General features: G+C 52.8%; 19 protein-coding genes. 11 read left to right on the top strand and 8 right to left on the bottom strand.

Features of this window, described 5'->3' with window-relative positions; genetic code table 11:
• Positions 1–354 precede the first annotated feature (354 nt).
• Positions 355–1,653 carry an MFS transporter gene (locus OGW44_RS05750; RefSeq protein WP_016154060.1) on the top strand — a complete coding sequence of 433 codons (1,299 nt, stop codon included), beginning with the start codon at positions 355–357 and terminating at the stop codon, positions 1,651–1,653.
• Here the strand turns inward: OGW44_RS05750 and OGW44_RS05745 are convergent.
• The 5 genes from OGW44_RS05745 to trxC form a co-directional block, all read right to left on the bottom strand.
• Positions 1,650–1,985 (bottom strand): YfiM family lipoprotein, encoded by a 336-nt coding sequence (locus OGW44_RS05745; RefSeq protein ID WP_019077413.1) that lies wholly within the window; start codon positions 1,983–1,985, stop codon positions 1,650–1,652. The genes OGW44_RS05750 and OGW44_RS05745 overlap by 4 nt on opposite strands.
• A 32-nt stretch (positions 1,986–2,017) precedes the next feature.
• A complete protein-coding gene (gene pssA / locus OGW44_RS05740; protein WP_003835350.1) occupies positions 2,018–3,373 on the bottom strand; it encodes a CDP-diacylglycerol--serine O-phosphatidyltransferase in 1,356 nt (451 codons plus the stop codon).
• Between the two features lie 114 nt (positions 3,374–3,487).
• Entirely contained in the window at positions 3,488–6,148 is a 2,661-nt protein-coding gene (locus OGW44_RS05730; RefSeq protein WP_016157179.1) for a bifunctional acetate--CoA ligase family protein/GNAT family N-acetyltransferase, read from the bottom strand.
• Positions 6,149–6,184: 36 nt separating this feature from the next.
• Complete coding sequence (gene tapT, locus OGW44_RS05725; protein ID WP_019077411.1) at positions 6,185–6,883, bottom strand: tRNA-uridine aminocarboxypropyltransferase; 699 nt, start codon at positions 6,881–6,883, stop codon at positions 6,185–6,187.
• 69 nt (positions 6,884–6,952) lie between these two features.
• On the bottom strand, positions 6,953–7,372 hold the full coding sequence (gene trxC, locus OGW44_RS05720; protein ID WP_003037559.1) for a thioredoxin TrxC: 420 nt from the start codon (positions 7,370–7,372) through the stop codon (positions 6,953–6,955).
• Positions 7,373–7,579: 207 nt separating this feature from the next.
• Between trxC and OGW44_RS05715 the strand changes: the two genes are divergently transcribed.
• Positions 7,580–8,647 carry a tRNA/rRNA methyltransferase gene (locus OGW44_RS05715; protein WP_185654957.1) on the top strand — a complete coding sequence of 356 codons (1,068 nt, stop codon included), beginning with the start codon at positions 7,580–7,582 and terminating at the stop codon, positions 8,645–8,647.
• A 33-nt stretch (positions 8,648–8,680) separates the two neighbouring features.
• Here OGW44_RS05715 and ung read toward each other — a convergent pair whose 3' ends face one another.
• Complete coding sequence (ung, locus tag OGW44_RS05710) at positions 8,681–9,370, bottom strand: uracil-DNA glycosylase (RefSeq protein WP_185654958.1); 690 nt, start codon at positions 9,368–9,370, stop codon at positions 8,681–8,683.
• A gap of 317 nt (positions 9,371–9,687) precedes the next feature.
• On the opposite strand from ung, the gene grcA reads away from it, so the two are divergent.
• Complete coding sequence (gene grcA / locus OGW44_RS05705; RefSeq protein WP_003037563.1) at positions 9,688–10,071, top strand: autonomous glycyl radical cofactor GrcA; 384 nt, start codon at positions 9,688–9,690, stop codon at positions 10,069–10,071.
• A 112-nt stretch (positions 10,072–10,183) separates the two neighbouring features.
• Here the strand turns inward: grcA and srmB are convergent, their stop codons facing one another.
• Complete coding sequence (srmB, locus tag OGW44_RS05700; protein WP_016157176.1) at positions 10,184–11,512, bottom strand: ATP-dependent RNA helicase SrmB; 1,329 nt, start codon at positions 11,510–11,512, stop codon at positions 10,184–10,186.
• A gap of 130 nt (positions 11,513–11,642) precedes the next feature.
• On the opposite strand from srmB, the gene trmN reads away from it, so the two are divergent.
• Complete coding sequence (gene trmN / locus OGW44_RS05695; RefSeq protein WP_075847623.1) at positions 11,643–12,380, top strand: tRNA(1)(Val) (adenine(37)-N(6))-methyltransferase TrmN; 738 nt, start codon at positions 11,643–11,645, stop codon at positions 12,378–12,380.
• On the opposite strand, the gene nadB is transcribed toward trmN, so the two are convergent.
• Complete coding sequence (gene nadB / locus OGW44_RS05690) at positions 12,365–13,987, bottom strand: L-aspartate oxidase (RefSeq protein ID WP_047358259.1); 1,623 nt, start codon at positions 13,985–13,987, stop codon at positions 12,365–12,367. The genes trmN and nadB overlap by 16 nt on opposite strands.
• A 263-nt stretch (positions 13,988–14,250) precedes the next feature.
• Here nadB and rseD point away from each other — a divergent pair, with 263 nt between their 5' ends.
• The 7 genes from rseD (at position 14,251) to lepB (ending at position 20,091) form a co-directional block, all read left to right on the top strand.
• On the top strand, positions 14,251–14,415 hold the full coding sequence (gene rseD, locus OGW44_RS05685; RefSeq protein WP_049259737.1) for a rpoE leader peptide RseD: 165 nt from the start codon (positions 14,251–14,253) through the stop codon (positions 14,413–14,415).
• Positions 14,412–14,987: an RNA polymerase sigma factor RpoE gene (rpoE, locus tag OGW44_RS05680; RefSeq protein WP_003037573.1), complete on the top strand. Its 576-nt coding sequence runs from the start codon at positions 14,412–14,414 to the stop codon at positions 14,985–14,987. The genes rseD and rpoE overlap by 4 nt, the downstream gene beginning before the upstream one ends.
• A gap of 31 nt (positions 14,988–15,018) precedes the next feature.
• Positions 15,019–15,669 carry an anti-sigma-E factor RseA gene (gene rseA / locus OGW44_RS05675; protein WP_019077408.1) on the top strand — a complete coding sequence of 217 codons (651 nt, stop codon included), beginning with the start codon at positions 15,019–15,021 and terminating at the stop codon, positions 15,667–15,669.
• Positions 15,669–16,625: a sigma-E factor regulatory protein RseB gene (gene rseB / locus OGW44_RS05670; RefSeq protein ID WP_016154050.1), complete on the top strand. Its 957-nt coding sequence runs from the start codon at positions 15,669–15,671 to the stop codon at positions 16,623–16,625. Before rseA ends, rseB begins: the two co-directional genes overlap by 1 nt.
• Complete coding sequence (gene rseC / locus OGW44_RS05665; RefSeq protein ID WP_016157173.1) at positions 16,622–17,086, top strand: SoxR-reducing system protein RseC; 465 nt, start codon at positions 16,622–16,624, stop codon at positions 17,084–17,086. The genes rseB and rseC overlap by 4 nt, the downstream gene beginning before the upstream one ends.
• A 215-nt stretch (positions 17,087–17,301) precedes the next feature.
• Positions 17,302–19,101: a translation elongation factor 4 gene (lepA, locus tag OGW44_RS05660; RefSeq protein WP_003037577.1), complete on the top strand. Its 1,800-nt coding sequence runs from the start codon at positions 17,302–17,304 to the stop codon at positions 19,099–19,101.
• Between the two features lie 15 nt (positions 19,102–19,116).
• Complete coding sequence (gene lepB / locus OGW44_RS05655; RefSeq protein WP_016154048.1) at positions 19,117–20,091, top strand: signal peptidase I; 975 nt, start codon at positions 19,117–19,119, stop codon at positions 20,089–20,091.
• Positions 20,092–20,140 lie beyond the last annotated feature (49 nt).

The following is a 20,140-nucleotide window of genomic DNA, read 5'->3' as shown; positions in this document are numbered from 1 at the left end:
TCAGAAGTGAAACGCCGTAGCGCCGATGGTAGTGTGGGGTCTCCCCATGCGAGAGTAGGGAACTGCCAGACATCAAATAAGTGAAGAAGCCCATCCTGTCGGATGGGCTTTTTTGCGTCTGCAGAGAATGGAACTGCCGGATGCAGCGTACCATTTTATCCAGCCCATAAAAGCCCACTCTATTTCAAACCGATTTTTCTCTTTCTCGAACATATCTGAATCCTTTCTCTGCTAATGAAAACCGTGATCTTTCTCTCATAATAAATTATAACAATTATATAACATTTATTTCACCAAAAAAGACACAACCACCATTGATAAATTAATGCAATCGTTGGCAGGGGTACAATTCTAATGGCTGATAGCAGTGTAACTGAGAACGGGGCGCTGGCAGACGGCGATACTCGGCGTCGTATATGGGCGATTGTCGGAGCATCATCAGGGAATCTGGTCGAATGGTTTGATTTCTATATCTATTCTTTCTGCTCTCTCTATTTTGCTCATATCTTTTTTCCATCAGGAAACACCACCACGCAACTCTTACAAACAGCCGGAGTTTTTGCTGCAGGCTTTCTGATGCGACCGATTGGCGGCTGGCTGTTTGGTCGCATCGCGGATAAGCACGGGCGTAAAAAGTCGATGCTGCTGTCAGTTTGTATGATGTGTATGGGATCGCTGGTGATCGCTTGTCTTCCGGGATATGAAACCATCGGTACCTGGGCTCCTGCTCTATTGCTGCTGGCTAGGTTATTTCAGGGGCTGTCTGTCGGTGGTGAATACGGGACCAGCGCTACCTATATGAGTGAAGTAGCCGTTGAAGGGAAGAAAGGTTTTTATGCTTCCTTCCAGTACGTGACGTTAATCGGCGGGCAGTTACTGGCACTGCTGGTTGTGGTCATATTACAGCAAACGTTAGAAGACTCAGCGCTAAGATCGTGGGGTTGGCGTATTCCATTTGCGTTGGGCGCCGTACTGGCTATTGTTGCGTTATGGCTGCGTCGACAGTTGGATGAAACCTCGAAACAGGACGTTCGCGCGCTGAAAGAAGCTGGTTCTCTGAAAGGTCTGTGGCGTAATCGCAAAGCCTTCATCATGGTGCTTGGCTTTACCGCTGCTGGCTCGCTGTGTTTTTACACGTTCACAACCTACATGCAGAAGTACCTGGTTAACACTGCCGGTATGCATGCCAACGTAGCCAGTGGGATTATGACGGCGGCACTGTGTGTGTTTATGCTGGTGCAACCGTTGTTCGGTGCCTTGTCAGATAAAATTGGCCGACGTACTTCAATGCTGTGTTTTGGCGCGTTGGCCGCGATTTTCACCGTCCCCATTCTGACAGCGTTGCAAAGCGTGACGTCCCCGTATATGGCGTTTGCTCTGGTGATGTGTGCCTTGCTGATTGTGAGTTTCTATACGTCAATCAGCGGTATTCTGAAGGCCGAGATGTTCCCGGCACAGGTGCGCGCTCTGGGGGTTGGATTATCTTATGCGGTGGCCAATGCTCTGTTTGGTGGCTCAGCCGAATATGTTGCGTTATCCCTGAAGTCTGTCGGTATGGAAACAACATTCTTCTGGTACGTTACAGCACTCGCAATAGTCGCATTTTTGGTATCGCTGATGCTGCATGGGAAGGGGAAAGGTCTGCGCCTCTAGTGATGTGCCAACTGCCAGACCGCATAGCCGGTAGACGCACCTGCAACATCCCAGGCGAAGTCTTTCCAGCTCCAGCCGCTCCCAGCGGGACGGCTGTCCCATAACTCTTTTGACGCGCCCAGGCTGACTGAGAACATCAGGCCGATAGCCGCGCTGCGATCGCGGCTGTTGCCCTGATGTTGAGCATATTCGTTTCCAGCTGCGGAGAGCATAGCGGAGGCGATAAAGTGTTGAGCCTTGTCTTGTCCGCTCCAGCGGTCGTTTGCCATGTGGCTGCAGCCAGAAATAGCCAGGATACTGAAAAGAATAAACAAGCGCACCGTTGCCTCCATAGGAAAAACCCCGTCACTTGACGGGGTCTTGGTTACAGAATACGGCTAATTAGTCTGTCGATACGGATACGGCGTAGTCGACGGATGAGCTTACGCACTTTGACTGGATAGTCGGCAATGCTTTGCAGGTCGCGATAGTGCTTAACGACGGTGGTATGCGTGCGAATAAGCTCCAGCTCTTTATCGCGCTGGGGAGTCAGCTCTTGCTTCGGATCGTGGATAAGGATGGCGTTTTCCAGATCCAGACGCCAGGCGCGAGGGTTAAGGTTGTTGCCGGTGAGCAGCATCCATTTATCATCAACCCACATGCCTTTCAGATGATAGGTGTTGTCATCATCTTTCCATAAGCGCACGACCAGTTGGTCGGTATTCACGTAATATTGCAGTCTGCTAAGGAAACGGCGCAGGTTAATTTCATACAGGTAGGGCAGCGCGCCGATGATTTTAAATGGCTCATCTTCTGGAATGAAAAAGTCGTTGGCGGTTTTATCACCGACAATGATCTCGACCTTTTTGCCTTCACGCAGCAGCTGAATGATATTGCGCACCAGTATAGCGGGCAGGTTGAAATAAGGGGTACAGATTGTGAGCTTGTGCTCCGCGCAGGGCATAAGGTGGAAAATGGTCTTATTTAACAGACTGGATTTTCCAAGGCCTACCAGAGGCGTTACCGAGAGCTGTTCATTATCCGCATCACCCTGAAAATGGAATGACGCATCGCGCAGTTCCTGACGGTACAGGCGGATGTCGTTTTTAATTTCCGGGCTTTTAGGGCGATTAATATCATCAAGGCGATTAACGCCGCGACCGTTCATCAGGTTCTGCGTGACCCAATCGAACATGATATCGGCCATTTGCGCGTTGCGAATCAACTGATAACGGTCATAGCGATATTTATCATGCTGATGCAGATAAACATCATTCAGGCTGGCCCCGCTATACAGGACGCTGTCATCGATGATAAAGCCTTTAAAATGCAGGACGCCAAGCGCTTCTCGGGTGTTAATCGGAACACCGTAGACAGGAATATCAATACCTGGGTTTTCTTGTGCCATTCGGCAATACCAGTCAGCGTTGGTATTTGATGCCGCAGCACCAATACGTCCGCGCTGGGCTCGGTGCCAGTCGACAAGCACCCGGACATCCAGTTCAGGACGCTGCCGTTTTGCCGCATAGAGCGCGTCGAGTATGCCTTTGCCACCGTCATCCTGTTCCAGGTACAGCGCAATAATGCAGATCCGTCGCGTCGCGCTGGCTATTTTTTCCAGCAGAGTCTCCCTGAAATTAGCGGGAGCATAAAAGAAATCTACATCATCAACTGACTGAGAAATCTTGGGTAGTTGGGCAAGGTGTTGTTGATGTTTATTACGCTTAAATTTTGACAACATCACAGTGCATTTCTTCTCTGTTCATTGAAGGGTCCTCTGTGCTATGCAGACGACATAAGCGGGTAATGATACCACCAGTACCTATTAATGTGGTCAACATTTCCAGTACCTTACTCACGATTCCTCAAATTGGGCCAGATTAAGCGTTAGCCCAACAATTCCCTCTTCGAGTTGGACGTCAACAGCGAACCCGAGTTTCCGGGCCAGGGCGACCATCCCACGATTGTTTGGCATCGTAATACCATTCAAACGTCTAAGTCCGTGATCTCGGGTATATGCAATTAATTTTTCCATCAACCGGCGACCCAGTCCAAGCCCTTTGAGATCTGAACGAACCAGCACGGCGAACTCGGCGTCAATGTTATCAGGATCCGAGATTGCTCGCGTTACGCCGAGGATCTCTTGCTGATTGTTTTTACAGCGTACCGCAACAAAGGCCATTTCCCGATCGTAGTCGATCTGCGTCATATTGGCTAAATCTTCGTGGGTAAATTCGTTGATCTCACTGAAATAGCGATAATAAAGATCTTCTTTTGTTACCTGAGAAATGAACTGCTGCAGATGAGGTTCATCTTCGGGCAAAATAGGGCGGAACAAGCAACGCTCGCCGTTCTTCAACTCCACCCATTCTTCAAGCTGATGGGGGTAGGGACGTATAGCCAGCCTGCTTTCGTTATCGCCCGTGAAAGGGGCAATGTCCAGCGTGACATCCAGCGCGGTAAATTCACCGGCGGAGGCCAACAGCGGATGAATATCCAGACGCTGAATTTCCGGACAATCGACGATCAGATTGGAGACCTGCACCAGAAGCTGACTTAACCCGGCGATATCCAATGGGCGTAATGCGCTGCGAGCGCGGATCTTTTTATTTTTGATCCCCTGGATCACCAAATAACGCGCCAGATTCATGTTCAATGGCGGCAACGCCACCACGGCTTGCTCTTCTGGTCGCCACTCAACTCCGCCTTCACCAAGCATAATCAACGGGCCAAATACCGGGTCATGTTCAACGACGACGCGCAGCTCCTGAGCGCCAGCGCGATTCGCCATACTTTGTACTAATAAACCGTGAATGCGCGCCTGCGGCCAGGCCATTTTTACCCGATCAAAAATCGCATTGGCTGCCTGCTGCACCTCTGTTGCCGTTCGCAGGTAGAGCATTACCCCCTGAACTTCTGATTTATGCGGGATATCAGGAGAACGCAGCTTTAGCGCCACCGGGTAACCGATTTGCTCCGCGATGTGTACGGCTTCAGCGCTGTCGCTGGCGATCCACGTCGGCAGCGTATGTAAGCCATAGGCTTGTAAAATCGGCTGCACTTCATGGGTATCCAGCGACGTTGCTCCTTCAGCAATCGCCTGCTGTAACAGATTATGCGCCTCGGCGGTATTGGTGGTCAGGTAGTCGGGCAGCGCAGGGGTTTCCCGCAGTTGCTTCTGGTTACGCCGGTACTCCACCATATGCATAAACGCGGTGATGGTGCCTTCTGGCGTGCGGTAGGTAGGTAATCCGGCTTCGCTAAACAGTCTACGGGCTTCCTGGGAGGAAAACTCTCCGCACCAGTTGGTCAGCAACGAGACGAACTTACCGCGGGGATGACGTTTTACCGCCTCGATTAACGCTTGTGCGCTTTCTGTTCCCGGGGCGGCTGCGCTGGGTGAGTGAATCACCATCAGTGCGTCGAAATCCTGGCTGGCGAGCAAGATATCCAGCGTCTTAACGTAGTGTTCGCTGCTGGCGTCGTCACGCAGATCCAGCGGGTTGGCGATATCAATATGTTCAGGTAACGCATCGCGTAATTTCTGGCAGGTATCTTCACTCAATGTCGCCAACTTGCCATTTTTTGACCACAGCTCATCTAATGCCAGTGCGGCAGGCGCGGCCCCATTGCTGATGATCATCAGCCTGTCGCCGCGCAGTGGACGCATGTGGCTCAGGGTTTCTACCGCAGAGAACAGCTCGTGAGTGTCTTGTACGCGTAATAAACCGGCGCGCTGGATAGCTGCGTCCCACGCAGGGTCCATCCCTGCACTGGTATGCAGTAAACGCTGTGCCGCCGGACTACGACCACTCTTAATCACCAGAATGGGTTTATTGCGCGAGGCGCTACGGGCGGCGGAGACAAAGCGCCGGGCATCACTTAAATGTTCGAGATAAAGTAATATCGCGCTGGTTTTACTGTCGCGCGCCAGGTAATCCAGCAGTTCATCAACGTCGATATCAAGGCTGTCGCCCAGCGCGATAAACCAGGAAAAACCCATGTCGCGCTGTTGCGCCCAGTCCAGAATGGTGTTGGAAATCGCCGCTGACTGGGAAATAAATGCCAACTTACCGCGCTTGATGGGAACGGGGGAAAAGCTGGCGTTAAGCCCCTGCCAGGGCGCGAGAAGTCCCAGGCTGTTTGGGCCGAGGAGACGTATGTTGTAGCGTGCGGCGCAGGCCAACAATTCCAGGTGCTGCGATGCGGGAGCTGAAAGAATAATGCAGGTTTTACAGCCTTTCTCGCCAAGCGCTTCGAGTAATGCCAGGTTGCGGCTGGCATTGGTGCACAACACGGCAAGGTCTGGGCTAAAAGGCAGGCTGTTGATATTGGGCCAGGCCAGGACGCCCAACACCGCTTTCCATGCTGGCGTCACTGGTAAAACAGGTCCATTGAAACCGCCGGCAAGCAGGTTACGCATCATTAGGTAACCTGCGCGATTAGGCTTCATTGACGCCCCAATCACCGCAATGGATTTCGGTCGCAGTAGTGCTTCCAGACCACGCTGACTCATATCGGCTTCCTTAATGACACCAGTGACCGAATGATTTTAAACGCTTTCTGGTGAGTCTGCTGTGACGCTTCCCTGATGTTGAGTTTTTCCTGCCAGGTAGCGGGTTTTAAAGCGAGTGAAATGATCGCTCAACCCCTCCGCGGCTTGCGTATCGCCCGCCAGATCCAACAACGCGATGGCCACTTCGGCAGTACAGTATTGCCCTTCTGCGTGAATGCCACGCAGGTGGTAAGCGGAAAGTCGCGATAAATCAACGGAGATCACCGGCAGGTTATCAAGATACGGGCTTTTGCGGAACATTTTACGCGCTTCAGGCCAGGTACCATCAAGCATGATAAACAACGGTGGTTTACCGGCTGGTGGCGCGAAAATCACTTCACGCTCTTCGCCCGCATAGGATGCCGGGAATACAACCATCGGCTGGTAATCCGGATTTTTCACCAGTTCGAGCAACGCCTGCGGCGGTTCGGTGCGTGACCACTGAAAAGCCGTGGTATCGGGCAAAATATCGGCAATCAAACGTCCCGTGTTGCTGGGCTTCATCGGCTCGGTATCAAACATCACCAGACAAAAGCGGCTTTTGGCCTCAGACGGCACCAGCGTTGCGCACAAGCAGAGCTTCAGCGGCAGCAGGCAGCGCTGACAGCGGCGAATGCGATTACCTCGGGCAAGGAAAGGGCGCGTGGCGCGCGCGAGGCGCTCAGCGCGTAACTGAAGAACAGCGTTATCGGTCATGGGAGAACACGTTGAAAAACGCTATTGTCGCAGAGGTGAAAACGGGGCACAAGATGCGCCCCGTAGAGATTATAATGATTCGTTAAGCCAGCTATCAAACGGGGCTTTAGGTACGGCGCCATTAAGCATGTCGACGATTTCACCTTTTCTGAAGATCATAATGGTCGGGATGCTGCGGATACCGAAACGGGCGCTGAGTTCACGCTCGGCTTCTGTATTCACTTTAACAAAACGCACTTTACCGCTACGCTCTTCCGCGACATCTTCAAAAATCGGGGCGAAGTTACGGCATGGACCACACCAGGGGGCCCAAAAATCAACCACCACCGGGAGATCGTCTTTTAACAGTTTATCCAGTGTTTCACCGGTCGCATTGATCACCTCCCCATCAAACAGGTCGTGACCACAGCGTCCGCATTTAGCCGCTTCCTGGACACGATCGTCGGGGATGCGGTTGATAGCCTGGCAGCTGGTACAAACGGTATTCATAACTAACCTCTGGATGAGTGGAGTGGACTTCACGGCAGTAACGCCAGTATGTTTCTATTATGTTACATATTATCGGGGAGTCTGTTCTAAACAACAATGCGTTTTATTCAATGAGTACAATAGTCCTTAGCTTTTAAATGAAATAATGGCTAACGACGTGCACATCGGGTAATCTTCGCGCTTCGCGCAGAGCAGGTGGAGAAAAACATGAGCGACGAACTGAAGAATAAAAACGGCAAGGTCAAAGTGATGTACGTCCGCAGTGACGATGACTCGGACAAACGCACCCAAAATCCACGTACTGGTAAAGGCGGCGGTCGCCCCGGTACTTCCCGAGCCGAAGGCGGTCGTCGCCCTGCCCGTGATGACAGAAAGGGTCCGAACAGCGAACGTGGTCGTGGCCGCGATGTAGAACGCGACCGTGGACGTGAAGATTCACCATGGCGTACCGTGTCCCGCGCACCGAATGATGATGCAGCAGACAAAGCCGATCACGGTGGTATCAGCGGCAAAAGCTTTATCGATCCTGAAGTATTACGTCGTCAGCGCGCGGAAGAAACCCGCGTTTACGGTGAGAATGCCTGTCAGGCTCTGTTCCAGAGTCGTCCGGACGCTATTGTTCGCGCCTGGTTTGTTCAGAGCGTAACCCCGCGCTTTAAAGAAGCATTACGCTGGATGGCGGCGAACCGCAAAGCCTACCACGTGGTTGACGAAGCCGAGCTGGCGAAAGCCTCCGGCACTGAACACCATGGCGGCGTCTGTTTCCTGATCAAGAAACGTAACGGTACCACTGTTAAGCAGTGGGTTGGTCAGGCCGGGGCGCAGGATTGCGTGCTGGCCCTGGAAGACATTGCTAACCCGCACAACCTGGGCGGCATGATGCGTAGCTGCGCGCACTTCGGTGTGAAAGGTGTGGTGGTACAGGATGCGGCGATGTTGGAATCAGGTGCGGCTATCCGCACTGCTGAAGGCGGAGCTGAGCACGTTCAGCCGATCACCGGTGACAGTATTGTCGATGTGCTGGACGACTTCCGTAAAGCGGGTTACACGGTAGTGATGACCTCAAGCGTGAAAGGCAAGCCGCTGTTTACTACCACGTTGCCGGAAAAAATGGTGCTGGTATTAGGGCGTGAGCGTGAGGCTCTGCCAGAAGCAGCATGCTCAGCCGACGACCTGTGCGTGGCGATAGACGGTACGGGCAACGTAGAAACGCTCAACGTTTCTGTCGCGACCGGCGTGCTGCTCGCGGAGTGGTGGCGTCAGAACAAAGCCTGATAACAAAAATGCCAGCGATTCGCTGGCATTTTTTTACTCGCTTTCTGCGGGTAATACCGGCGTCCAGTCAATCGGCTTTTCACCTCGCTGTTCCAGCCACTCATTAGCCAGTACAAAATGATTGCAGCCAAAGAAACCGCGATGCGCAGAGAGCGGTGATGGGTGCGGCGCTTTCAATACATGGTGACGCTGCGCATCAATAATCGCACCTTTCTTTTGTGCGTGTGAACCCCAGAGCAGGAATACCACGCCTTCCCGATGTTGGTTAATCAGGCTGATGACTTTATCGGTAAATGTTTCCCATCCCAGACTGGCGTGCGAATGTGCCTGCCCGGCACGGACGGTAAGCACGGTGTTGAGTAACAGCACACCCTGGCGTGCCCAGCTTTCCAGATATCCGTGCGTTGGGCGGGTGAAGCCAGGAATCGTTGCTTCCAGCTCTTTGTACATGTTCAGCAACGAGGGCGGGGTGGCAATACCGGGGCGGACAGAAAACGCGAGACCGTGTGCCTGGCCCGGACCGTGGTAAGGATCCTGACCCAGGATGACGACTTTCACGTCGCCAAGTTCGGTAAAGCGAAAAGCGTTGAATACATCTTTTTGTGGCGGATAAATTGTCATACCTGACTGACGCTCGCCCGCCACAGTATGCAACGTGTTAACAAAATAAGGCTGCTGTTTCTCTTCTGCCAGCACATCGTGCCAGGTTAATTTGGTGGCCATCTCGCTCTCCTGCGAATTTTCAATCCCCCTAGCTTAACTGCTTCTTTCGACGTCGCAAAATTCTGTACGTTTCTCAAGGGTCTACCCCTTAAAGATAGTTGAAAATTTATGTAAAAAGTTTAGCTGCGCATGTGGTGTAAGTTGATGTAAAACAATAAAATCCACCTATCACCACTTTTCATGTGTGGTTTTTATTGATTTAAATCAAAGATTCAAGGGTGTGTGAGGGGTATATATACACTCAAGCAACAATGGTTTTACCAATTGGCCGGATGACGGCCAGCCGAGATCAAATAATTTTGCCGGGGAGGCATCAAATGATTACAGGTATCCAGATTACTAAAGCTGCAAACGACGACCTGCTGAACTCTTTCTGGCTGCTGGACAGCGAAAAAGGCGAAGCACGCTGCATCGTTGCGAAAGCAGGTTTCAATGCTGATGAAGTCGTTGCTGTCAGCAAACTGGGTGAGATCGAATACCGTGAAGTACCGGTAGACGTACAGCCGGAAGTCCGTGTGGAAGGTGGTCAGCACCTGAACGTGAACGTTCTGCGCCGCGAAACTCTGGAAGATGCGGTTAAGCATCCGGAAAAATATCCGCAGTTGACCATCCGTGTTTCTGGTTATGCCGTGCGTTTCAACTCTCTGACGCCAGAACAGCAGCGCGACGTTATTGCTCGTACCTTTACTGAGAGCCTGTAAGGTTCACGGGGAATAACCCCGTCTGGCAGAGAATCTGAAAGCGGAAGATGCCAACGTATCTTCCGCTTTTTTGTGCACAAAAAATGCCGGGCTAAACGGCCCGGCATTCGGTTTACTCTTTGTCGGACTGCTGGGTAGCAGCTCCGCTCGGCTTACGGCGTTTGCCGACATTTTTGGCGTCGCGGTGACGTTTTTTCACTCGCGGTTTCTCTTTCTCTTTTGCTTTTTGCTCGGCGCGCTTCGCCAGCACTTTCTTGGATGGCTTACCGTTAGATTTCTCACTTGGCGCGCGCGTGGTTGGACGCAGTTCGTCGATGACGCGTGCTTTCAGTGGCTCGTCAATATAGCGGCTCGCTTTGCCGAGCAGCAGATGGTCGTGGGCTTCAACCAAAGAGATCGCAGTACCTTTACGGCCTGCACGACCGGTACGGCCAATGCGGTGCAGATAGGCATCGCCACTGCGCGGCATGTCGAAGTTAAACACGTGGCTGACGTCAGGAATATCGATCCCACGAGCGGCAACGTCGGTTGCTACCAGTACGTTCACACGACCATCGGTCAGGCGTTTGATCGCTTCATTACGTTTGTTCTGCACCATCTCGCCTTCGAGATAGCAGTTATTAATGCCCGCCTGGCGCAGCCAGCCTGCCAGCTCGTGCACACGCTCGCGTTTACGTACGAAGACAATCGAGCGGGTTGCTTCCGGCTGTTTTAACAAATGGATCAGCAGGGCAGTTTTGTGCTCGATGTCATCGGCACGGTAGTAAAACTGATGAATCTTCTTGCGTTCGCGGGTAGACGGATCCGCCGAAACTTCGACCGGATCCTCCAGCAGACGCTCAGCAAAATCTTTGATCGCATCGCCTTCCAGCGTGGCGGAGAACAGCATAGTTTGCTTACGCCAGCGGGTTTCTCCAGCGATATGCTCGATGTCCTGGGCAAAGCCCATGTCCAACATGCGGTCTGCTTCATCGAGGATTAGTGTCTCAACCGCATGGCAGTCGAAGTTTTCTTCTTTAATGTACTGCAGCAGACGACCGGTAGTGGCGACCACGATGTCCTGGTTTTCGCTAAAGACTTCCATGTGGTTCATGTAAGCCACGCCGCCGGTAATCGTGGCGATATCCAGATGCGTATTCTTCGCCAGTTCACGGGCGTGTTCGGCAACCTGCATCGCCAGTTCGCGCGTCGGTGTCAAAATCAAAATGCGCGGCGGGCCAGATTTCTTGCGCGGGAAGTCGAGCAGGTGCTGCAACGCTGGCAGCAAATATGCCGCCGTTTTACCGGTGCCTGTCGGCGCAGAACCGAGTACATCACGGCCATCGAGCGCAGGCGGAATGGCGGCAGCCTGAATGGCGGTCGGGCGAGTGAAACCTTTTTCCTGGAGGGCATCCAGAAGGCTTTCATCGAGTTCAAGTTCGGAAAAAGTCGTTACAGTCATGTTCTACCTCTGAGTGGGGCGCTGATTATAGACGTTACGGCTGCAATCTTCATCTGTTTGTATGGATATACCTTCTCAGGTATTGTTTTTATCCTATGTTATCGTTTTTTTTCCAGGAAGGTTGTTCTTCATGCCCCAGTCTACATCCGTACTTAGACGTAATGGATTTACTTTTAAGCAGTTTTTTGTGGCACACGATCGTTGTGCAATGAAAGTCGGAACGGACGGCATTTTATTGGGGGCCTGGGCCCCTGTTGCTGGCGTAAAGCGGATCCTGGATATTGGTACCGGGAGCGGCCTGTTGGCGCTGATGCTGGCCCAGCGCACAGATGAAAACGTCATCATTGACGCTGTGGAGCTTGATGTTGATGCCGCGCAGCAGGCGCAGGAGAACATCGCGCAATCCCCGTGGATGCATCGCGTGAACGTTCATACGGAAGATGTGCAGCAGTGGATACCGCGCCAGACCGTGCGCTTTGATTTGATCATCAGCAACCCTCCCTATTATGAACAGGGAGTGGAATGTGCCACGCCGCAGCGCGAGCAGGCTCGCTACACCACCACGCTCGATCATCAAGTATTGCTAACGCTGGCGGCAGACAGCATTACGGAAGAAGGTTTTTTCTGTGTGGTGCTGCCCGAACAGATTGGTAACGCATTTTCCCAGCAGGCACTGGGCATGGGCTGGCATCTGCGATTGCGCACGGATGTAGCAGAAACTGAGGCCCGACTACCGAATCGGGTACTGCTGGCATTCTCCCCGCAGGCCGGGGAGTGCTTTAGTGACAGGCTGGTGATCCGTGGGCCAGACCAACGTTACTCTGAAGGTTACACGGCGCTGACCCAGGCGTTTTATCTGTTCATGTGATGACTTAGCGGTGAGAGAATGGACGGGCCCGCCTCTGGAAGCTGTTCTGGATAATCCAGCGTATAGTGCAGGCCCCGACTCTCTTTACGCATCATCGCGCAGCGGACAATCAGCTCAGCAACCTGCACCAGATTGCGCAGTTCCAGCAAGTTGTTCGACACGCGGAAATGAGCGTAATACTCGTCGATTTCCTGTTGCAACATGGTGATACGGCGCAGGGCGCGCTCCAGACGTTTAGTTGTGCGCACGATACCGACGTAATCCCACATAAATAGCCGCAGCTCATGCCAGTTATGCTGAATCACAACCAGTTCATCCGGGTTTTCTACCCGGCTTTCATCCCAATCCGGGAGGGTGCTGACGCTGCGAGCATAAGGCATTCGCCTGTCGATATCTTCAGCCGCGGACCAGCCGTAAACCAGGCACTCCAGTAATGAGTTTGACGCCATCCGGTTGGCTCCATGCAGGCCGGTGTAACTCACTTCGCCGATCGCATACAGCCCGTCGACATCCGTACGGCCAAAGTCATCCACCATCACGCCGCCGCAGGTATAGTGCGCGGCAGGAACGATGGGAACCGGCTCTTTGGTCAAATCGATGCCCAGTCCCAGCAATTTTTCATAAATCATCGGGAAATGCTGACGAACAAATTCTTCCGGTTTATGGCTGATGTCGAGAAACATGCAGTCAGCGCCCAGGCGCTTCATTTCGTGGTCAATGGCGCGGGCAACAATATCGCGGGGAGCCAGTTCGCCACGCTCGTCAAAATCGGGCATAAAGCGCGAACCGTCCGGGCGCTTCAGATGTGCGCCTTCGCCACGCAGCGCCTCGGTTAGCAGAAAGTTGCGCGCCTGCGGATGATACAGCGCCGTCGGGTGAAACTGGTTAAATTCCAGGTTGGCGACACGGCATCCCGCACGCCAGGCCATCGCAATCCCGTCACCCGAGGAAATATCTGGATTGGTGGTGTATTGGTACACCTTTGACGCGCCGCCGGTGGCCAACACTACTGACTTGGCATGGCAGGTTTCTACGGCTTCTTTATTACGGTTCCAGATCCAGGCTCCGACAACCCGACGCGTTCCCGGCAGACCGATTTTATCGGAGACAATCAGATCGACGGCATTACTGCGCTCAAGAACCCGTATGTTGGGGTGATTTTGTGCCTGGCTGACGAGGGTGGTTTCGACTTCTTTACCGGTGGCATCCGCAGAGTGCAGAATGCGTCGATGGCTATGACCACCTTCACGGGTCAGGTGATAGCTCTCCTCACCGTTGGGCTGAACCTGCGTATCAAATAAGACGCCCTGATCGATAAGCCACTGAACGCAGGTGCGGGCATTGCTGGCGACAAATTCAACCGCATGGCGATCGCACAGGCCGGCCCCGGCAATCAGAGTATCTTCAACGTGGGAGTCGATGCTGTCGGTTTCATCAAACACCGCGGCAATACCGCCCTGGGCATAAAATGTCGAGCCTTCGCTGACCGGACCTTTGCTCAGGACAATAACCTGATGTTTTTCGGCCAGGCGCAGCGCCAGTGAGAGTCCGGCAGCCCCGCTGCCAATGATCAGCACGTCACAGGATAATTCAGGAGTCGTATTCATGATTTTTGTTTAATTTACTAAACAGTGTTTGGTCACCATAGCACCACATTGCGCGATACTGCACGTTTTATTTTTAAATGTGTTGCAGTGACTAAACATGAAAAAAAAGCATGACGAGGACGAAATGAGCAAAAATATTTTGTGAAGCAGGCCGTTAGCACCAGATTATGTGATGAAATTAAGTGGCCGTTGGGTTACTCTGCAAGCGGTGAAATGGGCATTTCTAAACAGATAGTGCGTCGATCGGATTATGTAGACTTATAATGAGAGATAAGACCTGTCTACAACATGACAAACAAAAAACAATGCGTAACGGAACTTTACGAAACTTGAGCACTCTAAGCATTTGCTTGCTCATAGTGAAGCTGATGGAGTGGCGTTTCGAAGGCGCGTGGAAATTTGGTTTGGGGAGACTTTACCTCGGATGAGCGAGCAGTTAACGGACCAGGTCCTGGTAGAACGGGTCCAGAAGGGAGATCAGAAAGCCTTTAACCTACTGGTAGTGCGCTATCAGCATAAGGTGGCGAGTCTGGTTTCTCGCTATGTACCGTCGGGCGATGTACCCGATGTAGTACAAGAAGCATTTATCAAGGCCTATCGTGCGCTGGACTCGTTCCGGGGAGATAGTGCTTTTTATACCTGGCTGTATCGTATTGCAGTCAATACAGCGAAGAATTACCTGGTCGCTCAGGGGCGTCGTCCACCTTCCAGTGATATTGATGCGATTGAAGCAGAAAATTACGAAAGTGGCGGTGCGCTGAAAGAAATTTCGAACCCTGAGAACTTAATGTTGTCAGAAGAACTGAGACAGATAGTTTTCCGAACTATTGAGTCCCTCCCGGAAGATTTACGCATGGCAATAACCTTGCGGGAGCTGGATGGCCTGAGCTATGAAGAGATAGCCGCTATCATGGATTGTCCGGTGGGTACGGTGCGTTCACGTATCTTCCGAGCGAGGGAAGCTATTGATAATAAAGTTCAACCGCTTATCAGGCGTTGACGATAGCGGGATACTGGAAAAGGTATTAGGCATGCAGAAAGAAAAACTTTCCGCTTTAATGGATGGCGAAACGCTGGATACTGAGTTACTCAAAGAGCTGACTCAGGACCCGGAAATGCAAAAAACCTGGGAGAGTTATCACCTGATTCGCGATTCCATGCGAGGTGATACCGCCGACGTTCTCCATTTCGATATTTCCGCCCGCGTAATGGCTGCCATCCAGGATGAGCCAGTACGTCAGACGGTGCCATTGATTCCTGAGGCCCAGCCAGCACCGCACCAGTGGCAGAAAATGCCATTCTGGAAGAAAATGCGTCCGTGGGCCGCGCAGCTTACCCAAATGGGTGTGGCCGCGTGTGTATCACTTGCAGTTATTGTTGGCGTCCAGCACTATAATGGGCAATCTGAAACGTCCCAGCAGCCCGAAACGCCGGTATTTAATACATTACCGATGATGGGTAAAGCCAGTCCGGTAAGCTTGGGTGTACCCTCTGACGCGACGGCCAGCGGCGGTCAGCAACAGCAGGTACAGGAGCAGCGTCGTCGTATTAATGCCATGTTGCAGGACTACGAACTGCAACGTCGACTGCACTCTGAACAGCTTCAGTTTGAGCAGGCCCAAACACAGCAAGCCGCTGTGCAGGTGCCAGGAATTCAAACTTTAGGAACGCAATCGCAGTAATGAAGCAACTTTGGTTTGCCATGTCACTTGTGGCTGGTAGCCTGTTTTTCTCTGTAAACGCCTCGGCCAATCCTGCGTCCGGGGCGTTGTTGCAGCAGATGAATCTGGCCAGCCAGTCGCTAACCTATGAGCTGTCATTTGTCAGCATCAATAAGCAGGGTGTTGAATCCCTACGTTATCGCCATGCCCGCCTGGATAACCGTCCGCTAGCGCAACTGTTGCAAATGGATGGACCGCGCCGGGAAGTGGTGCAGCGTGGCAATGAAATCAGCTATTTTGAGCCTGGTCTCGAACCGTTCACGCTGAACGGCGACTATATCGTTGACTCTCTGCCCTCTCTGATTTACACCGACTTCAAACGTCTTGCTCCCTACTATGACTTTATCTCAGTAGGTCGCACCCGCATTGCCGATCGGCTCTGTGAAGTGATCCGCGTAGTCGCCCGTGACGGTACGCGTTACAGCTATATCGTCTGGATGGACACGGAGACTAAGCTGCCGATGCGCGTCGATCTTCTCGACCGTGATGGTGAGACGCTGGAACAGTTCCGTGTTATCGCGTTTACCGTAAACAACGGCGTTAGCGATAGCATGCAGGCGCTGGCGAAAGCCAATCTACCGCCGTTGCTGTCAGTTCCTGCTGGCGAGAAAACCAACTTCAACTGGAGTCCGTCGTGGTTGCCGCAAGGCTTCAGCGAAGTTTCCAGCAGTCGACGTCCGCTGCCGACGATGGATAACATGCCGATCGAATCGCGCCTATATTCTGATGGCCTGTTCAGTTTCTCCGTGAACGTAAACCGTGCGATGCAAAACAGCGCCGATCAGCTGTTGCGAACCGGGCGTAGAACGGTTAGCACCAGCGTGCGTGATAACGCAGAAATTACGATTGTGGGCGAGCTTCCACCGCAAACGGCGAAGCGTATCGCGGACAATATTAAGTTCAGGGCTGCACAATGATTAAAGAGTGGGCGACAGTCGTCTCCTGGCAAAATGGTCTGGCGACGGTCAGCTGTGATGTTAAAGCATCATGTAGCAGCTGTGCTTCGCGGGCCGGATGCGGGAGCCGCGTGCTGAACAAACTTGGGCCGCAGACCACGCATACCATCGTGGTGCCCAGCGACGAACCCTTAGCGCCCGGTCAAAAAGTTGAACTGGGTATTGCCGAGGGTAGCCTGCTGGGTTCAGCGATGTTGGTCTACATGTCTCCGTTGGCGGGGCTCTTTCTCTTCGCGGCGTTATTCCAGGTGCTGTTTGGTTCCGACCTTGCGGCATTAAGCGGTGCCGTGCTGGGGGGCGTGGGCGGATTCCTGATTGCCCGTGGATACTCTCGTAAGCTTGCTGAGCGCGAAGCCTGGCAGCCGGTCATTCTGAACGTTGCTCTCCCACCCGATCTCATTCGCGTCGAAACCCAACAGTGATAGCTTTGCCTGATGGCGCTTGTGTTGCCATCCGGCAAAAGTTTCACCGACTTTGCAAAGTTGTTTCCAGTTCCCGCTATCCTTGCTCTATGAACATTTCCTCGCCTCAGCGTTGTAGTGTAGAATGCGGCGTTTCACTTAAACAGACGTTAAGCTCAGATCAGCGACTTCTCAGAGCCTGCTCAGGCGGGCGTAAGGCACAATAATTACACTATATGAAGAACATACGTAACTTTTCAATCATAGCTCACATCGACCACGGTAAATCGACGCTGTCTGACCGTATTATCCAGATCTGCGGTGGCCTGTCTGACCGTGAAATGGAAGCGCAGGTTCTCGACTCGATGGATCTTGAGCGTGAGCGCGGTATTACTATCAAAGCGCAGAGCGTGACGCTCGATTTCAAAGCATCTGATGGTGAAACCTATCAGCTTAACTTTATCGACACCCCGGGCCACGTTGACTTCTCGTATGAAGTTTCCCGCTCGCTTGCCGCCTGTGAAGGCGCACTGCTGGTGGTTGATGCCGGACAGGGCGTCGAAGCACAGACCCTGGCTAACTGCTATACCGCCATGGAAATGGATCTGGAAGTAGTGCCGGTACTGAACAAAATTGACCTTCCAGCCGCCGATCCTGAGCGTGTGGCGGAAGAGATCGAAGATATCGTCGGTATCGATGCGACGGATGCCGTTCGCTGTTCGGCGAAAACCGGCGTTGGCGTCACTGACGTTCTTGAACGTCTGGTGCGCGACATCCCGCCGCCGGAAGGCGACCCGGAAGGTCCGTTACAGGCGCTGATCATCGACTCCTGGTTCGATAACTACCTGGGCGTCGTATCACTGGTGCGTATTAAAAACGGCACCATGCGTAAAGGCGACAAAATTAAAGTGATGAGCACCGGTCAGGTCTATAACGCTGACCGTCTGGGCATCTTCACGCCAAAACAGGTTGACCGTACCGAGCTGAAATGCGGCGAGGTGGGTTGGTTGGTTTGTGCGATTAAAGACATCCTGGGCGCACCGGTTGGCGATACCCTGACGCAGGCGCGTAACCCGGCGGACAAGCCGCTGCCAGGCTTTAAAAAAGTGAAGCCGCAGGTTTACGCCGGTCTGTTCCCGGTGAGCTCTGACGACTACGAAAACTTCCGTGACGCGCTCGGCAAGCTGAGCCTCAACGACGCCTCCCTGTTCTATGAACCGGAAAGCTCAACCGCGCTGGGCTTCGGCTTCCGCTGTGGCTTCCTCGGTCTGCTGCACATGGAGATCATTCAGGAACGTCTGGAACGTGAATACGATCTGGATCTGATCACTACCGCGCCGACCGTAGTCTACGAAGTCGAAACCACGGCGAAAGAGACGATCTACGTCGATAGCCCGTCCAAGCTGCCGCCGTTGAACAACATTTACGAACTGCGTGAGCCGATTGCTGAGTGTCACATGCTGCTGCCGCAGGCTTACCTCGGTAACGTCATCACGCTGTGTATCGAGAAGCGCGGCGTACAGACCAACATGGTTTACCACGGTAACCAGGTGGCGCTGACCTATGAAATTCCGATGGCGGAAGTGGTACTCGACTTCTTCGACCGTCTGAAGTCAACTTCTCGCGGCTATGCGTCGCTGGACTATAACTTCAAACGTTTCCAGGCGTCTGACATGGTGCGCGTTGATGTTCTCATCAACAACGAACGTGTCGATGCGCTGGCGCTGATTACCCACCGCGACAACTCCCAGAGCCGTGGTCGTGAACTGGTCGAGAAGATGAAAGATCTGATCCCTCGCCAGCAGTTTGATATCGCGATCCAGGCGGCCATTGGTACGCACATCATCGCGCGTTCAACGGTTAAGCAGCTGCGTAAAAACGTTCTGGCGAAATGCTACGGTGGCGATATCAGCCGTAAGAAAAAGCTGCTGCAAAAACAGAAAGAGGGTAAAAAGCGCATGAAGCAGATCGGTAACGTCGAACTGCCACAGGAAGCCTTCCTCGCCATTCTGCATGTCGGTAAAGACAGCAAATAATCTTAAGGAGTTGGCATGGCGAACATGTTTGCCCTGATTCTGGTGATTGCCACACTGGTGACGGGCATTTTATGGTGCGTAGATAAATTCATCTTCGCGCCAAAACGCCGGGAGCGTCAGGCAGCAGCGCAAGCTGCTGCAGGTGATTCACTGGATAAAGCAACGCTGAAAAAAGTGGCCCCTAAGCCAGGCTGGCTGGAAACCGGGGCATCCGTTTTCCCGGTTTTAGCTATTGTGCTGGTGGTGCGTTCATTTATTTATGAGCCGTTCCAGATCCCGTCTGGTTCGATGATGCCGACACTGCTTATCGGTGACTTTATCCTGGTGGAGAAATTTGCCTACGGGATTAAAGATCCGATTTACCAGAAAACGCTGATCGAAACCGGCCATCCGAAACGCGGTGATATCGTGGTGTTTAAATACCCGGAAGATCCGCGTCTGGACTACATCAAACGTGCTGTCGGTTTACCGGGAGACAAAGTGACGTACGATCCGGTGGCGAAAGAGGTAACTATTCAGCCAGGATGCAGTTCCGGTCAGGCGTGTGAAAACGCGCTGCCGGTAACGTACTCTGATGTTCAGCCAAGTGATTTTGTGCAGACATTTGCGCGTCGTAACGGCGGTGAAGCGACCAGCGGCTTCTTTGAGGTTCCGCTGAATGAAACGAAAGATAACGGTATTCGCCTCTCCGAGCGTAAAGAAACGCTGGGTGAGGTAACGCACCGCATTCTGACCGTGCCAATCGCGCAGGATCAGGTGGGGATGTATTACCGCCAGCCAGGCCAGCAGTTGGCAACCTGGATCGTCCCGCCGGGACACTACTTCATGATGGGTGATAACCGTGACAACAGCGCGGACAGCCGTTACTGGGGATTTGTGCCGGAAGCGAATCTGGTTGGTAAAGCAACCGCTATCTGGATGAGTTTCGATAAGCAAGAAGGCGAATGGCCGACCGGTGTGCGCTTAAGCCGTATTGGTGGCATTCACTAATCGCTGATAATCGTTCACGTTGTCGTCATTATGGCGACAGCGTGAATTA

The organism is Citrobacter sp. Cb023 (assembly GCF_030336805.1).
GTDB classification, from domain to species: Bacteria; Pseudomonadota; Gammaproteobacteria; order Enterobacterales; family Enterobacteriaceae; genus Citrobacter; species Citrobacter braakii.
This window is presented reverse-complemented; position numbering and strand designations above follow the sequence as displayed.

What these genes read in the sequence shown, in the direction of transcription:
- srmB (WP_016157176.1), bottom strand. Translation starts at nt 11,512, where the DNA reads ATGACTGTAACGACTTTTTCCGAACTTGAACTCGATGAAAGCCTTCTG.
- pssA (WP_003835350.1), bottom strand. Translation starts at nt 3,373, where the DNA reads ATGTTGTCAAAATTTAAGCGTAATAAACATCAACAACACCTTGCCCAA.
- OGW44_RS05750 (WP_016154060.1), top strand. Translation starts at nt 355, where the DNA reads ATGGCTGATAGCAGTGTAACTGAGAACGGGGCGCTGGCAGACGGCGAT.
- rseA (WP_019077408.1), top strand. Translation starts at nt 15,019, where the DNA reads ATGCAGAAAGAAAAACTTTCCGCTTTAATGGATGGCGAAACGCTGGAT.
- grcA (WP_003037563.1), top strand. Translation starts at nt 9,688, where the DNA reads ATGATTACAGGTATCCAGATTACTAAAGCTGCAAACGACGACCTGCTG.
- OGW44_RS05745 (WP_019077413.1), bottom strand. Translation starts at nt 1,985, where the DNA reads ATGGAGGCAACGGTGCGCTTGTTTATTCTTTTCAGTATCCTGGCTATT.
- trmN (WP_075847623.1), top strand. Translation starts at nt 11,643, where the DNA reads ATGCCCCAGTCTACATCCGTACTTAGACGTAATGGATTTACTTTTAAG.
- nadB (WP_047358259.1), bottom strand. Translation starts at nt 13,987, where the DNA reads ATGAATACGACTCCTGAATTATCCTGTGACGTGCTGATCATTGGCAGC.
- ung (WP_185654958.1), bottom strand. Translation starts at nt 9,370, where the DNA reads ATGGCCACCAAATTAACCTGGCACGATGTGCTGGCAGAAGAGAAACAG.
- rpoE (WP_003037573.1), top strand. Translation starts at nt 14,412, where the DNA reads ATGAGCGAGCAGTTAACGGACCAGGTCCTGGTAGAACGGGTCCAGAAG.
- lepA (WP_003037577.1), top strand. Translation starts at nt 17,302, where the DNA reads ATGAAGAACATACGTAACTTTTCAATCATAGCTCACATCGACCACGGT.
- OGW44_RS05715 (WP_185654957.1), top strand. Translation starts at nt 7,580, where the DNA reads ATGAGCGACGAACTGAAGAATAAAAACGGCAAGGTCAAAGTGATGTAC.
- tapT (WP_019077411.1), bottom strand. Translation starts at nt 6,883, where the DNA reads ATGACCGATAACGCTGTTCTTCAGTTACGCGCTGAGCGCCTCGCGCGC.
- rseC (WP_016157173.1), top strand. Translation starts at nt 16,622, where the DNA reads ATGATTAAAGAGTGGGCGACAGTCGTCTCCTGGCAAAATGGTCTGGCG.
- lepB (WP_016154048.1), top strand. Translation starts at nt 19,117, where the DNA reads ATGGCGAACATGTTTGCCCTGATTCTGGTGATTGCCACACTGGTGACG.
- trxC (WP_003037559.1), bottom strand. Translation starts at nt 7,372, where the DNA reads ATGAATACCGTTTGTACCAGCTGCCAGGCTATCAACCGCATCCCCGAC.
- rseB (WP_016154050.1), top strand. Translation starts at nt 15,669, where the DNA reads ATGAAGCAACTTTGGTTTGCCATGTCACTTGTGGCTGGTAGCCTGTTT.
- rseD (WP_049259737.1), top strand. Translation starts at nt 14,251, where the DNA reads ATGAGAGATAAGACCTGTCTACAACATGACAAACAAAAAACAATGCGT.
- OGW44_RS05730 (WP_016157179.1), bottom strand. Translation starts at nt 6,148, where the DNA reads ATGAGTCAGCGTGGTCTGGAAGCACTACTGCGACCGAAATCCATTGCG.